This is a genomic window from Streptomyces lucensis JCM 4490, assembly GCF_014650035.1.
GTDB lineage: Bacteria > Actinomycetota > Actinomycetes > Streptomycetales > Streptomycetaceae > Streptomyces > Streptomyces lucensis.
In genome coordinates, this window is sequence record NZ_BMUE01000008.1 from 107,997 (window position 1) to 121,207 (window position 13,211).

The window sequence follows — 13,211 nt, forward strand, 5'->3', positions numbered from 1 at the left end:
GTGCTGCCGCAGCGTGAGCGCCGCTTCCGGTGTCCGGGCCGCACGCCGTTGCCGGACACAGCCCGTTCGCGTTCCTACTGACCTGCGGCAACCGCAACGGCGTCACCCAGCTGATGCCCCTACTCGACGCGATCCCGCCGGCGTACTTGGCCTTCCGCCGGTTCTCCCGAGGGTTCTTGGACAGGTCCGACGACGTACGGATCACGTCTGATCCGATCCCCAAATCCCACCACACGTGAGACAGTTCAGGCCGGAGACGGCGAGGAGGATGCGAAGGATGTCCACGTGGAACGGATTCGGCACCACGTATCGGGGCTTCAGCTACCCGAATCGTGACGGCAGCCACCACGCCACCCAGTGGGCCGTGCTGCTCTTTCTGCCAGTGATCCCCTTGCGTCGGCATCGCCTGACCGTCGGCGACTCGTCCTACACACAGTACGGGAACGGCAGTACCTCGGTCACCCATTACGCGGTGCACGAGGAGACGCCGCTGGTCGGTGGGGAGATCCTGCGCACATATCTGACCTGGTGGGTCATCGGCCCGCTGATCGTTTTCGGGCCCCCCGCACTGGCGCTGGTGCTCGTCGGCGACGGCATCGGATTCATGACCTATTTCCTCCTCCTGGCAAGCTGCGTCGCCTGGTGCATCTGGGTGGGAGCGGCTATCGAGAAGCGCAACCGCAGGGAGCGCGCGCTGCCTCCGGGGTAGCCACTCCCGTCTCCTTCACAACGGCTGACGCAATGAGCTGAGTTGTCGGTGTGTGATCAGGCAGCAGGCGAGTTTGAGGAACGCTTCCTGGATGTCGGCTCTGCTTTCCCATCGGATCCGCAGGCGCCGGAAGCCGTGCAGCCACGCGAAGCTTCTCCCGATCCCCCAGCGGTAGGTGCCCAGTCCGGTGCCGTGCCGTGTTCCACGGCGGGCGATGGCTGGCCCGTAGCCACGTTCGCGGCCGTGATCGCGGTAGATGTTGTGGTCGTAGCGGATCGGCTCGGGGACGAAGGTGTCCAGAGCCGCAGCGAGTTCGGTGAACTTTGCCTTCCACTCGGCCTCGCCGTTCAGTGCCCCCGAACCCGCTCCCCCGAGCTTCACCTCGGTGCCGTCTGGCAGGAGCTCGCTGGCCGCCGGGTCCGGGCAGGGCAGCCCTGCTGCTCGATGTCAGCGACGTCAGTTCTCGTCGGCGAGCGCGGTCGCCGTAGCGCCGGCCGTGAAGCCACGCAGCCGGTTCGGCATCGGACACCGCCGGTAACTCCGGTCACACGGACGTGCCCGCGACGGGCCCGGCAACCCACGCCGGGCCATGGAGGTCGAGTCACCCGGCGCGCTGGGTTGTCTCCCCCGCCTGAGCGGGTACGGCGGGCAGGGAGACGGTGCAGGAGGCGCAGCGTCGGGCCTGGGCTGGTACGGGGCTGAGGCATTCGGGGCAGTCTCGTTTGGGAGCCTGGACGTCCTGGTGCGGGGCAAGGCGTTCGTGGAGCTTGTTGATCGGGAGCACGACCAGGAAGTACAGGGCGCTGGCGAGGAGGAGGAAGCTGATCGCCGCGTTGACGAAGGCGCCGTAGGGGAACTTGGTGGCGCCTACGGTGAAGGTCTTGCGGCTCACGTCGCCGGTGGCGCCGGTGGCCAGCCCGACCAGTGGTGTCAGGAAGGCGCTGACGAAGCCGTTCACCACGGCGGTGAACGCTGCCCCGATGACGATGCCGACGGCCAGGTCGACCACGTTGCCGCGCAGGATGAAGCTGCGGAAACCCTTCACCTTCTCACCCCTAAGAGGCTCTTGACGTCGACGGGCGGCACCGAAAGCGCGGTCAGCCCACCACCTGCACCTCGGATGCCCTGCCGCTCCTCACCCATGCCGGCTCCGCCGCGCGGCGCGGTGATGTACCAGTTCACCAAGTGGCGCGACGACGGCCAACCATCCATGACCTGCTGCGCTGCAGGTTCGCTGTGACCGCTGAGCGTTGAGGTCAGCCGCTGGTGAGTATCGGGCCGGCCGAAGCAGAGAGTGTCTGGTGAGCGTGGGGGCAGGGCGTGGCAGAAGTGGTTGTGGGAATGCGCATCCGGCGCAGGAGATCACGGGTGGTGCGCTTGTGCAGCGTGCTGAGCCAGGTCAGTCCCGGATGGCGGGAGCGTAGGTGTGACAGCGCGCGGGTGCCCAGGCCGGTGCTGTGGAAGCGCTCGTCGATGACGACCGCGGTGATGACACCCTGGGCGCAGTCAGTGCAGATCCGGTACCGGACCTGGCCGACGACCTGGCGGGTGTGCACGAGGAGCAGGCATTCGTCGCCCGGGCCGGGTTCGTCCGGGATGTGCGTGGACAGGAAGTCGATTGCCCGGTAGACGAGGACGCGGCGGCGCAGGCGGCCGGTGCGCCGGCCTCGGCGTGAGTGCTTGGCGCCATCGTGACCGGGCGGCGGTGTCTCGGCTGTGGGACGCGCATGTAGTCCGTGCATGACGTCTCGTGTGCCCGAACAGCCGACAGATACCCGTTTCAGCCCGCGGGGCACCCAGGTCAAGTCCTGGTGGACGCTGTGGATCGTCCCGCTCCTGGCCGACCGGGCGGCGGAATGACGGTACGACAGCGTCCGAGGGGTGGTGAGCCGGCGGCATGTCCTCCGGCAGATGCTGGTCGCCGACGTCCTCGACGCCGCGGCCGCCGTGCTTGCCGTACTGGTCGTACTCATGGTGACCAGCATGCAGCACGAGAGGGTCCTTGCCGGTCCCGTCTTCGTCCCGGCTCTTGGCTAGCAGGAAGAGGACGGGATGGGGATGTCCTCGTACGGGGTAGGCGAGCTGGACGACGCGGGGCGGCCCGGCGCGCTGCTCGAGGGAGGGTCAACGTATGCAATTCGACGACGATGCTGCTCTGGACACGTCCGAGGTCGAGGACGGTCGGGGAGGTGCGCTGGGCGGGATCCCGGGCGGCGGGAAGACCATCGGCGGGGGACTGGTCGGGCTCGTGGTGCTGGTCGCGTCCGTGCTCTTGGGTGTCGACCCCGGCATTTTCGGCTCGGGTAGCAGCGACACGTCCTCGTCCGGCAAGTCAGCCGCTGACCTCGCGGCGGACTGCCGGACCGGTGCCGACGCCAACCGCAAGGAGGAGTGCCGGATCGTCGCCGTGGTCGACAGCGTGCAGGCATTCTGGAAGCAGACGGAGACAGCCGCCGGCAAGCCCTACCAGCAGGCCCCGACGTTCCTGTTCACCGGCAGTGTGAACACCGGTTGTGGGAACGCGACTTCCGACGTCGGCCCCTTCTACTGCTCAGCCGATGACAAGGTCTATCTCGACCTCGCCTTCTTCAACGACCTGAGCAGCAGGTTCGGCGCCAAGGGCGGCCCGTTCGCCGAGTCCTACGTCATCGCGCACGAATACGGCCACCACTTCCAGGACCTCAGCGGAACGATCTCCCGCGGCAGCGGAGAGGGCCAGAACAGCGGCTCGGTGAAACTCGAGTTGCAGGCGGACTGCTACGCCGGAGTGTGGGCCCACCACGCCACCACCACCCCCGGCCCCAAGAGCGGTAAGCCACTGATCACCAACTTGACGAAGGACGACATCAACCGCGGGCTGGACGCTGCCGCCGCCGTCGGAGACGACCGTATTCAGCAGCGCTACCAGGGCAAGGTCACACCCGACACCTGGACCCACGGCTCCGCGAGCCAGCGCCAGCAATGGTTCTCCACCGGCTACCGCTCCGGCCGCGTTGCCAGCTGCAACACGTTCAGCTGACCGCACTGACAACCACGGCACGACGCCCGGCTGTGGGCCGCCGCTGCTGGGCAGATCGCGACAGCATGCCCGGGGCTGCTTCCTGAGAAACGCGGCGGTGCCTGTTGCGGCCTCGATGGAGCCGACGGGCCCAACATGGCCTGCCCGAGTCCTCGGCAAGTACCGGGGGGACGGAGCACCCCCCGCCGAGGCGGGGGTCCCAGACCGCCGGCTGCGCCCTCGCCGAGCTGATCACCCCTCCCGTGGCCGCGAGTGCGCATCCGTGGGAGGGGTGGACGTTCAGCGCGGGGTGCGGGGCGCAGCGAGCCCTGGACGTGCAGCTGGTGCAGCCCGGCATCGTGACGGAGGTGACTGTCGACGTAGCCCGGGATGCGGCCGGGCGGTGGCGACACCCTGTTCGGGCACACCGCGTCCGCACAGACATCGACGTAGCTCAAATGCCGCTCACCGTGAGTGACCGGCGTTGGCGTCTCACCCACTGTGGAAGGTTCTCCTGCGCTACAAGATCACCGACACGACAGGGCGTGGCGGTCCTGGGGGGTTCAGCGGGCGTCCTCAGGGTCGGGTGCCGCCTCAGGCGGCGGTACTTCTGCGCAAGATCCGCTGCTAGACCACGTGCATCACGAATGTCGTCCAGCCATCGTCACTTGCGCCTGGCCAGCTCAGAGTTCAGTCGGAAAGCGCTCAGGCCTTGGGCGTGGGCGCTTGCTCGACGTGCGCGCCGCGACTGGCTGCGTGAAAATGAGAGGGCGTGAACGTTTGTTGGTCCTGCGCGGAGACTTCTGGTGGCGGGTCACTGATGTATGCCAACGCCCTGCTGCGCGAACCCGAGACTGGGTTCGCTCGCGACGACTCGGCAGCGGGAAGCGGCGAGTACTTGCCGATCAGCTCCGAGGAACTGGTTCCGCACGACGAGCGGGTCAAGAGGGCGCTGGTGGCCCAGCCCCACCCGACAAGCACGAGCCCCACCGGAGCACGCCGAAAACCGGGGCGATGCGCGGGGCGGCGCAGCGACTGGGTTCGGACTGGGGGTTGCCTCACCTGACCCTGACCTTCGGTCGGACACGGTCAGGGGCCGGCTGGCCGCACCGGGAAGATTCGGCCAGTTCTTCGTGGGCCGTCTCTGGGACGTGTACCTCCAGGACGTTCTCGCCTGGTCTCCCGGCCTGAGGAACACCTGCGGAGCGGAGGCCGGCCAAGGGACGACAGTCAGCCGAGGGAGTAGAACCCATGGAGAGGTACTCTCCACACACCAAGGCCCGTGCCGACGACATGCGACCCATCGAGGGCACGGTCGAGGTGGCAGTCCCGGCCGACGTGTTGTGGGACGTCTTCCGACGCCCTGATCTCTGGCCGTGCTGGAACGCGTGCATGGCGTGGGTGGGCACGACCTCCCTGGTCAAGGGCGGTCGGCTCGTCTGGGCGTTCGAACCGCTGCGCTGGTGGTATCCCTATCGGATGCCCGCCGCGGCCACCCTCGTGGAGGTGACCGAAGGCCGGCAGGTGACCTGGGAGGTCACCGCTTTTCCCGGCTTCCTGGCCCGGCACACCTACACCATCGAGGAGACGGGGCCCGGTCGCTGCCGCTTCTCCTCCTGGGAGCAGGCGTCGGGTCCAGCCTTTCGGACCATGAGGTCCTTCTGGCTCGCTCACTTCACCTTCGTGAAGAACGCGTCCTTGCAGGGCGCCCGGTTGCTGGAGGCCCGCTTCCGGCAGCATGGCCGGCTCGACCCTGTCACCCTGCCCGGGCGCCGGTGGCGGCCGCTGGCTGCGGCACGCGATCTGCTCGGCGCGGCGGACGTACTGCGCATGAGCCACCAAGAACTGGTTCCGGGCGTCTGGGCGGTGATCGGCGGAGGCGGCAATTCCCTGCTGGTCGAGTCGAAGGGGCAGGTGCTCGTCGTCGATCCCAAGTGTCCGCCGTTCAGCGGCATGCTCCGTCGCTGGATCAGCCGCGAGCTTGGTGCGCCGTGCACCATGGTGATCGACACCCACCACCACTACGACCACACCTTCGGCAACGTCGAACACCCTGAGGCCAGGATCGTCGCCGAGACCGGCGTTCCCGATCTCATGCACCAACGGGACGGTGGGTTCTGGCGTAGGCACCCTGACGGCGTGCCGCGTGGGGAGAACACGGTCACGGGTACCCGCACGCTCCGAGTCGGTGACCAGGAGGTAGCGATTCACAGCCTGGGACGCGGCCATACCTCGGGTGATCTGGCCGTTCGTCTCCAGCGGAACGGACGCGAGATCGTGGCCGTCGGCGATATCGGTTGCGTGGGCCACTACCCGTTCTTCGACACCGGCCGGGGCGGAGCCGATCTGCAGGGTTGGGCTGCCTCGGCCGAGGAACTGGCCGAGCGGTACCCGGACGCGATCTTCGTACCGGGGCACGGGCCGGTCGCCTCCGCCCGGGAGCTTCGCGCCCAGGCCGACTACATCCGCTTCCTGGAGGCGTCTGTCCTCGGCTCTGCCCACGACGGTCTCGACGCACGGGGATCCGTGCGCAACGTAGACCTCACATCCTGGCGACTGTCGATGCTTCCCGTCCTGCACTACGGGACGGTCCTGTCCAGATCTTCCTCCAACGTCCGGCAGGCCCGTCGTCTGGTCCTGCCGGAGTCTTCCCGGCTCGGTCAGACAGAGTTGCGACGGTAGACCGCGCGGAGCCGGCAATTGGTCACGGTCACGACCGCCCCGGCGTTGCATGAGGCGTCGGGAGTCCGCTCACGCCAGCCACGGGGGTGTAGCCCCCGAGGCGCCGGTTGCCCCATCAGGTGGTCGACGCCCTCCTCGATTCCCCGTGCCGTGTCGAACATGACCGGGGCATCCATGATGAGTCCTGCGGCGTCCGGCAGTCTTGCTTTCGAACCCGTCGCCGAGGAGGACTTCTCATGCGCAGCGTGACCTACTCGATGAGCGTCTCACTTGACGGTTACGTCGTCGGGCCGGACGGCAGCTTCGACTGGACCGCACCCGACGAGGAGGTCTTTCGCTTCGCCACGGGCGAGGTACGAGAGCTCGGCGTCCACCTGCTGGGACGACGGCTGTACGAGACGATGCTGTACTGGGAGACCGCGGACCAGGATCCGTCGCTCGACTTCTCGACGCATGAGTTCGCAGCGCTCTGGAAGTCGCTCCCCAAGGTGGTGTTCTCCACCACCTTGTCGGCGGTGCAGGGCAATGCTCGTCTGGCCTGCGAAGGTCTGGCGGAGGAGATCGAGCGGTTGCGAGCCGAGTCAGGAGAGGGTGACATCGCGATCGGTGGCCCGACTCTCGCCGCCGAGGCGGCCGCATTGGGTCTGATCGACGAGTACCGGGCCAGGGTCTACCCGGTTCTGCTCGGCGGTGGCATTCCGTTCTTCCCCCAGCACGGGCGCCGGGTGGATCTCGAACTCGTCGAAACCCGCACCTTCAGCTCGAGAGTCGTCTGCCTGCGCTACCGCGTGGCGCGCCGGCCGACTCGTCCTCCGCGCCCTGGGAAGGACGGGCCAGCCAGTGAGGTTCTCTGAGTGGGGACCAATTCCACTGGCCTTGCGGGTGAAGACGGCACGGTCGGAGTCGATGAGCAAGGACGCGCCCCGCTCCCCCCAGTGGCTGAGGAAGTGTCATCCAGCACGGGCATTTCCTACCCACTCGAAGTACGGGCGTGGTGATGCCGCTCGGGTCGACCTGCAGGCGTCGTCGGCTGCCGCCGGGCCCGGCCGAGCCGGAGGGTTACTCAACAGGCATGGCCTCCCGCATCGCCTTTGCGGTGGCAGTCGGGTCGTAGCCCCTGGGGACGCCTTCGACCAGGATGATGTCGCCCTCGATGTGCCGCGAACGCAACGGCGCGATCTCCTGGTACGCAGGTGAGTCCCACCAGGCCCGCGCCTCGGCGATCCCGGGGAAGCCAATCACCACCACATGCCCGGGCCAGCTGCCCTCCTTCACCTCGTGCTGCGTGGCGTGCACGAGGAAGTGGCCGCCATACGGCTCGAAGGTGGCAGTGATTCGCTCAATGTACTCAGCGATCTCCGAGTGCGGAGCGGCCTCTTGCAGGTGAGCTATGGCGTATGCGGGCATGGTGTCCTTCCGGTCGGTCGGGCTCCGTACTCCGACGATCATGGCATGCTGACGAGCCGGGGTCGATGACCCGACAGGTATGCGGACCCCGCCCGCAGTGCGGACTGACCGCCACATGCCCCTTAAACCGTGTGCTACGTGGTGATCGCTCGTTGGGCTGTCTATCGGGCGGGTGCGGCGGAGTTGATTGTTCCGGACGGGCAGTGGGAGAGCGCCAAGCCGCTGATCCCACCGTCGAAGGTGCGCCGCGCCCACAGGGCGGTGGAACGCAGGACACGCCTGATGAGACGCAATTCGCCGCGATCATCTACGTCCTGGTGTCCGGATGTACCTGGCGTAGGTTGTCGCCTGCGTGGGAGCGCGGAATCAAGCCGCTGATCGCACGACGCGGCGACGCCCATGGCCCCGGAATAGGCAAGGTGCGCTGGGTGGTCGAGCGCACCTTCGCCTGGCCGCACCAATTAAAACGGCTCCGCACCCGCTACGAACGACGCGCCGATCTCCACCAGGGCATGCTCGAACTGGCCTGCAGCCTCCTATGCCTCCGCCGCCTACGAACCTCACCTTGAAGCGATCAGCTGGCTACGCTGAACCACCCCGGCCGCACCTCGTTCAGAAGCGGTTCCAGCGACCGCACTGCGGACCGCAGGTCGCCGCCGGCGTCTCCCCCGCAGGACAGCATCCTGAAACGATGAGTTAGGCCGCCCAGGAGTGGTCGGCGCACTCCGTCGCCAGTGGCTGAGCTGGAACCGGCGCAACCCGTGTCACGGCGCGGGCGGGACTCAAGCCACCCGGGCCGCTTCCTGGGCGCGGGCCAGCCGGCGTCAAAAGCCACGGTGAGTTGACGGAAGGTTGACCAACGCGGTGGAGAGTTGACTCTTTCAATGGAGATCGCTAACGCAGTGCGGCGTACGTTCGACCGCATGCCGTCACGTCCCCAGGGAAGCCCGGCGCTCCCGGTCCTCCCCTACCGCAAGCCCACGCGCGACCGCGACTACTGGGTTCTCGACGATGTGCTTCCCGACCCGGACACGGTCAGGCAGCGGTGTCTCGTCAAGGACGACTGGGTGAAGGGGCATCACACCTCGGAGAGCTGGCCGGGCATGCGGACGATGCCGGGGCTGGAGCCTGGTGAACTCGCCCATGTCGAGGAGTTGGTGCGCAAGGCGACTGGTGCGCGTGAGCTGTGGCTTCAGGCGACTTCGGACGGCGGCACCCTGAACCACAACTGCATCCAGGTGGTGGGCAAGGACGAGGGGGAACCGCGTCCGCACACCGATTCCCGTGCGCTGTGCCGGTATGCGGCGGTGCTCTATCTGAACCCGAAGGTTCCCAAGGACTGTGGTACGAGTTTCTTCCGGCAGAGCCTGCCCGGTGGCCGGCTCGGCGGAAATCTTGTCGCGGCGCCGCACAACACCCTGGTCGAGGCGCTGGGCACGCGGTTCGTGCCGCCGGACTCCTTCACCGAGGACGTCCGCGTGCCGCATCGCTACAACCGGCTGCTGCTGTACCACGCCAACCTCATGCACACCGCGACCGGCTACTGCGGGAGCACCATGGAGGACAAGCGGATGACCGCGGTGTTCTTCTGGATGGCGTGATCCTCCGCGCATGACCTCGGGAACCGCGCCCGCTCCACGATGTGTGGGTCGACGGCATACCTGATGAGAGCTGGGGAGAGTGGCACGTACAGACAGGGGCAGGCCCCTGCCGGACTCAGGACGTCCTGCACCGCAGTGGGGGCCGCTCTCCTCGCCGTCGTCGACCGAATACCAGGGCCCGAGAACTTTCGAGTATCAGCTCGACTCTAGTGAGTGTCCCCGTCGGCGCCATTCCTCCACGAGCAGTTCGTACGAACGGACACGGTCCGTGTGGTCGTGGGTGATCGTCGTGACGAGCAACTCGTCCGCGCCCGTGGCCTCCTGCAGTTGTTCCAACTGATCGACCACCCGGCCCGGTGAGCCGACGAACTGGGTGTCGACGCGGTCCTGGACGAGGGCTCGGTCCTCGTCGGACCATCGGTGCGCCCGTGCTTCCTCCGGCGTCGGGAACTCGATGGCGCCCTCCGCGGTGCGGATGCTGCGGACCCACAGGCCGTAGCCGGCGGCGAGTGCGCGGGCGGTGGCGTCGTTCTCGGCGACGACGACGTCCGCCGAGACGCTGACGTACGGCTTGTCGAGGAACTCGGAAGGCTGGAAGAAGGACCGGTAACCTTCCACCGCCTCCAGGACCGTGGCCGGGCTGACGTGGTAGTTCGCCGCGAACCGCAGACCGTTGCGGCCCGCGACAGCGGCGCTCTGACCACCGCTGCTGCCCAGGATCCACACCTCCAGGTCGGCGCCCTCTCCCGGCACTACGTGCGCCTCGACGCCCTCCGGGGAGCGGTAGGTGCCGGCGAGCAGGGCGAGGATGTCGTCGACCTGCTCGGCGTAGTCCTGTGACTCGGCGCCCGGCAGCAGAAGCAGCCTGCGCTGCAGCGCGACGCGGGGTGAGCCGAGCAGGTGCTGGAAGGAGAAACGGGGCGGGATCAACAGGCCGTTCGGGGTGTGCCCGTCAACGACCGGGGGCGCCGTCGGCGACGGTGCGGCCGGCTCTCCCGGCGGACGGCCGCCCGAGCGGCCGAGGCCCAGATCGAAGCGGCCCGGGTGGAGCGCGTCGAGTAGGCCGAACTCCTCCACGGTGGACAGCGCCGTGCGGTGCCCGAGCTGCACGGCCCCCGAACCGAGCCGGATGGTGGAGGTGGCGGACGCTGTAAGGGCCAGGACGATCGCGGGTGACGTGCCGGCCACGCCCGGATTGAGGTGATGCTCGGCGAACCAGTAACGGGCGTATCCGAGGCGCTCGGCCTGCTGTGCGAGGTCGATGGAGTTGCGCAGGGCATCGCCTGCCGTCGAGCCGGAAGGGATCGGGACCAGGTCGAGAACGCCGAGGGCAGCATCAGACATCGGGCAACTCCTGGGTGAGCGGTGGGGCCGGAAGCACGGGACCCCACACGAACGGCGGGTCAGGGATTTCGCGGCGCAGCACGGGGGCGACCTTGGACTGGAACAACTCGAGGGAGGCACGGTGCTGGGAATCCGTCAGCCCGCTCGCGTCGGTGTGCAGATGCAGCACGGTGTGCCCGAACTGTTCGTGGTAGCGGTGAACCTTGTCGATGACCTGCTGCGGGCTGCCGATCAGCGCGGAGCTGCGCTCGACGAAGTCCTCCAGCGTCTCGAAGACGATCGGCAGACCTGCCTTCCTGAAGAAGGTCAGGTTGGACTCGAAGATCGGTCGGTATGCGGCGAGGGCCTGCTGGGAGGTGGGCGCGACGTGGATGCCCGCCGTGCCCGCGCCCACGGCGATCTGCGCCGGGTCGTGGCCGTAGTACTCCCAGCGCTCGCGGTAGTGACGGATCAGTTCGGCGTACGGCTCGATGGGGTGAGTGACGTTCGCCGAGAAGAGCGGGTCGCCGCAGCGGGCGGCCAGGTCCACCGACTCCTTGCTGGTTGCGCTGCCATGCCAGACACGGACCGGCTGCTGGTACGGTCGCGGCCACACCTCGGCGTCCGTCAGCGGAGGACGGAAGCGAGTGTCGGCGCTCACCTTGTCCTGGCGCCAGATCTTCCGGAAGACCTCGTAGCTCTCCGCGTTACGGTCCCACTGGTCCTCGGGCGTGACGTGGAACAGGTCGCGCTGGGCGGTGCCGTTGCCCTTGCCGATGATGAGGTCGAGGCGTCCGCCTGACAGGTGATCGAGGGTGGCGTAGTCCTCGTAGGCCCGGACCGGGTCCAGCAGGCTGAGGGTGGTGACTGCCGTGAACAGGCGGATCCGCTTCGTCAGGGCGGCCACATGGCTGAGTACGACGGTCGGCGAGGAGGAGATGAACGGCCGCTCGTGGCGCTCCCCCACGCCGAAGCCGTCGAAGCCCAGATCGTCGGCGAGCAGCGCGCTGTCGAGCACTTCACGGAAGCGGTCGTGGGTCGACTTCTGCACCCCGGTGATGGGGTCCGGGCGGTGCACGATCAGGGTGATCGCCAGGAACTTCACGAGGCCACTCGGTCGTCGACGGAGTCGGGGTGCGTGAGGCCGAGGTGGTCACGCAGGGTCGTGCCCTCGTACTCCGTGCGGAACACCCCCCGTTCCTGCAGGAGCGGGACGACCTTGTCGGCGAAACCGTCCAGGCCGATGGGAGTGATGTGCGGGACGAGGATGAAGCCGTCGCTGGCGTCTGCCTGGACGTGGTCGTTGATGGTCGTGGCGATGGTGGCCGGGGAACCGACGAAGGTCTGACGGTTGCCTGTGTTGATCACGAGGTCGCGGATGGACCAGTCGTTCGCGGCGGCCAGTTCGCGCCACTCGCGGGCGGTGGTCAGCGGGTCGCGGTACATGCGGACCTGGGCGCGGCCCTTGGAGATGTGGTCGTCACCGACGTCCGGGTCGACGTCGGGAAGCGGGCCTTCCGGGTCGTAGTGGGACAGGTCCCGGTTCCAGACGAACTCCAGGTGCTTGAGGGCCGTGGCCCCGCTGACCTGGTGGCGGCGTACTTCACGGGCCAGTTCCTCGGCCTCGGCGTCCGTGTCGGCGAGGACGAAGGAGGCGGCTGGCAGGATCAGCAACTGGTCGTGTCGGCGGCCGTACGTGGAGAGGCGCTTCTTGACATCCGTGTAGAACGCCTGGCCGGCCTCCAGGGTGGCGTGCCGGCTGAAGATGGCGTCGGCGGACGAGGCGGCGAACTCGCGGCCCTCCTGGGAGTCACCGGCCTGGAAGACGACGGGGCGGCCCTGCGGTGAGCGCGGGACGTCGAACTGGCCATGGATGTCGAAGTGCTGTCCGCTGTGGACGAACGAGCCGGCCTTCGCGTCCCGCAGGAAGACGCCGGTGGCCCCATCGGCGAGGATCTCGTCGCCGCGCCAGGAGTCGAAGAGTTCGTTCGCCGTGGCCAGGAACTCCTTGGCACGGGAGTAGCGCTCCTCCTGGAGGAGGAAGCCGCCGCGACGGAAGTTCTCTCCGGTGAAGGCGTCCCACGAGGTGACGACGTTCCAGGCGGAGCGGCCGCCGGAGAGGTGGTCGAGGCTGGCGAACTGGCGGGCCACCTCATAGGGCTCGTTGAAGGTGGAGTTGATGGTGCCGGTCAGGCCGAGGTGGTCGGTGACGGCGGCGAGCGCGGCGAGGACAGTGAAGGTGTCGGGGCGGCCGACGACGTCCAGGTCGTAGATCTTGCCGCCCTGTTCACGCAGCCGCAGTCCCTCGGCGAGGAACAGGAAGTCGAACTTGGCGCGTTCGGCGGTCCGCGCGAAGTGAACGAAGGAGCTGAATTCGATGTGGCTGCCGGCCTTCGGGTCGCTCCACACGGTGGTGTTGTTGACGCCGGGGAAGTGCGCGGCCAGATGGATCTGCTTCAGCGGCTTGCTCATGGTGGGTGCGGTCCTTCCG

General features: G+C 67.9%; 12 protein-coding genes and 3 pseudogenes. 9 read left to right on the plus strand and 6 right to left on the minus strand.

Annotated elements, in window-relative coordinates:
• Window positions 1-53: 53 nt before the first annotated feature.
• Window positions 54-140 (plus strand): annotated as a pseudogene (locus IE177_RS19570) (IS5/IS1182 family transposase); the annotation flags it as partial.
• Window positions 141-277: 137 nt separating this feature from the next.
• Window positions 278-709 (plus strand): hypothetical protein, encoded by a 432-nt coding sequence (locus IE177_RS19575; protein WP_190016630.1) that lies wholly within the window; start codon window positions 278-280, stop codon window positions 707-709.
• Between the two features lie 15 nt (window positions 710-724).
• On the opposite strand, the pseudogene IE177_RS19580 reads toward IE177_RS19575, so the two are convergent.
• Together IE177_RS19580 and mscL are read right to left on the minus strand one after the other, a co-directional pair.
• A pseudogene (locus IE177_RS19580) lies at window positions 725-979 on the minus strand (transposase); the annotation flags it as partial.
• Window positions 980-1,310: 331 nt separating this feature from the next.
• Window positions 1,311-1,754 (minus strand): large conductance mechanosensitive channel protein MscL, encoded by a 444-nt coding sequence (gene mscL / locus IE177_RS19585; RefSeq protein WP_190016631.1) that lies wholly within the window; start codon window positions 1,752-1,754, stop codon window positions 1,311-1,313.
• Between the two features lie 412 nt (window positions 1,755-2,166).
• Between mscL and IE177_RS19590 the strand changes: the two genes are divergently transcribed.
• From IE177_RS19590 to IE177_RS19610, 5 genes are all read left to right on the plus strand, one after another.
• On the plus strand, window positions 2,167-2,385 hold the full coding sequence (locus tag IE177_RS19590; RefSeq protein WP_190016632.1) for a hypothetical protein: 219 nt from the start codon (window positions 2,167-2,169) through the stop codon (window positions 2,383-2,385).
• Between the two features lie 235 nt (window positions 2,386-2,620).
• Entirely contained in the window at window positions 2,621-2,746 is a 126-nt protein-coding gene (locus tag IE177_RS35470; RefSeq protein WP_268253176.1) for a hypothetical protein, read from the plus strand.
• Between the two features lie 94 nt (window positions 2,747-2,840).
• Window positions 2,841-3,728, plus strand: a complete 888-nt coding sequence (gene ypfJ / locus IE177_RS19600; RefSeq protein ID WP_190016634.1) for a KPN_02809 family neutral zinc metallopeptidase — start codon at window positions 2,841-2,843, stop codon at window positions 3,726-3,728.
• Window positions 3,729-4,958: 1,230 nt separating this feature from the next.
• Window positions 4,959-6,389 (plus strand): MBL fold metallo-hydrolase, encoded by a 1,431-nt coding sequence (locus tag IE177_RS19605; RefSeq protein ID WP_190016635.1) that lies wholly within the window; start codon window positions 4,959-4,961, stop codon window positions 6,387-6,389.
• A gap of 236 nt (window positions 6,390-6,625) precedes the next feature.
• A complete protein-coding gene (locus IE177_RS19610) occupies window positions 6,626-7,243 on the plus strand; it encodes a dihydrofolate reductase family protein (RefSeq protein WP_190016636.1) in 618 nt (205 codons plus the stop codon).
• Window positions 7,244-7,448: 205 nt separating this feature from the next.
• Here IE177_RS19610 and IE177_RS19615 read toward each other — a convergent pair whose 3' ends face one another.
• Entirely contained in the window at window positions 7,449-7,796 is a 348-nt protein-coding gene (locus IE177_RS19615) for a DUF1330 domain-containing protein (protein WP_190016637.1), read from the minus strand.
• A 359-nt stretch (window positions 7,797-8,155) separates the two neighbouring features.
• Between IE177_RS19615 and IE177_RS35065 the strand changes: the two are divergent.
• Both IE177_RS35065 and IE177_RS19625 read left to right on the plus strand, forming a co-directional pair.
• Window positions 8,156-8,365 (plus strand): annotated as a pseudogene (locus IE177_RS35065) (transposase); the annotation flags it as partial.
• A 354-nt stretch (window positions 8,366-8,719) separates the two neighbouring features.
• Window positions 8,720-9,397, plus strand: coding sequence for a DUF6445 family protein (locus IE177_RS19625; protein ID WP_190016638.1), 678 nt, complete (start codon window positions 8,720-8,722; stop codon window positions 9,395-9,397).
• A gap of 195 nt (window positions 9,398-9,592) precedes the next feature.
• Here the strand turns inward: IE177_RS19625 and IE177_RS19630 are convergent, their stop codons facing one another.
• The 3 genes from IE177_RS19630 to IE177_RS19640 are packed head-to-tail and all read right to left on the minus strand — an operon-like array spanning window position 9,593 to window position 13,192.
• A complete protein-coding gene (locus tag IE177_RS19630) occupies window positions 9,593-10,741 on the minus strand; it encodes an LLM class flavin-dependent oxidoreductase (protein ID WP_190016639.1) in 1,149 nt (382 codons plus the stop codon).
• Complete coding sequence (locus IE177_RS19635; RefSeq protein ID WP_190016640.1) at window positions 10,734-11,825, minus strand: LLM class flavin-dependent oxidoreductase; 1,092 nt, start codon at window positions 11,823-11,825, stop codon at window positions 10,734-10,736. The genes IE177_RS19630 and IE177_RS19635 overlap by 8 nt, the downstream gene beginning before the upstream one ends.
• Window positions 11,822-13,192 (minus strand): NtaA/DmoA family FMN-dependent monooxygenase, encoded by a 1,371-nt coding sequence (locus tag IE177_RS19640; RefSeq protein ID WP_190016641.1) that lies wholly within the window; start codon window positions 13,190-13,192, stop codon window positions 11,822-11,824. The genes IE177_RS19635 and IE177_RS19640 overlap by 4 nt, the downstream gene beginning before the upstream one ends.
• Window positions 13,193-13,211: the final 19 nt, after the last annotated feature.

Bases quoted from the DNA above. Each gene is read 5' to 3' on its own strand.
- IE177_RS19575 (WP_190016630.1), top strand. From the start codon at position 278: ATGTCCACGTGGAACGGATTCGGCACCACGTATCGGGGCTTCAGCTAC.
- IE177_RS19640 (WP_190016641.1), bottom strand. From the start codon at position 13,192: ATGAGCAAGCCGCTGAAGCAGATCCATCTGGCCGCGCACTTCCCCGGC.
- IE177_RS19615 (WP_190016637.1), bottom strand. From the start codon at position 7,796: ATGCCCGCATACGCCATAGCTCACCTGCAAGAGGCCGCTCCGCACTCG.
- IE177_RS19630 (WP_190016639.1), bottom strand. From the start codon at position 10,741: ATGTCTGATGCTGCCCTCGGCGTTCTCGACCTGGTCCCGATCCCTTCC.
- IE177_RS19610 (WP_190016636.1), top strand. From the start codon at position 6,626: ATGCGCAGCGTGACCTACTCGATGAGCGTCTCACTTGACGGTTACGTC.
- ypfJ (WP_190016634.1), top strand. From the start codon at position 2,841: ATGCAATTCGACGACGATGCTGCTCTGGACACGTCCGAGGTCGAGGAC.
- IE177_RS19625 (WP_190016638.1), top strand. From the start codon at position 8,720: ATGCCGTCACGTCCCCAGGGAAGCCCGGCGCTCCCGGTCCTCCCCTAC.
- IE177_RS35470 (WP_268253176.1), top strand. From the start codon at position 2,621: ATGCTGGTCGCCGACGTCCTCGACGCCGCGGCCGCCGTGCTTGCCGTA.
- IE177_RS19605 (WP_190016635.1), top strand. From the start codon at position 4,959: ATGGAGAGGTACTCTCCACACACCAAGGCCCGTGCCGACGACATGCGA.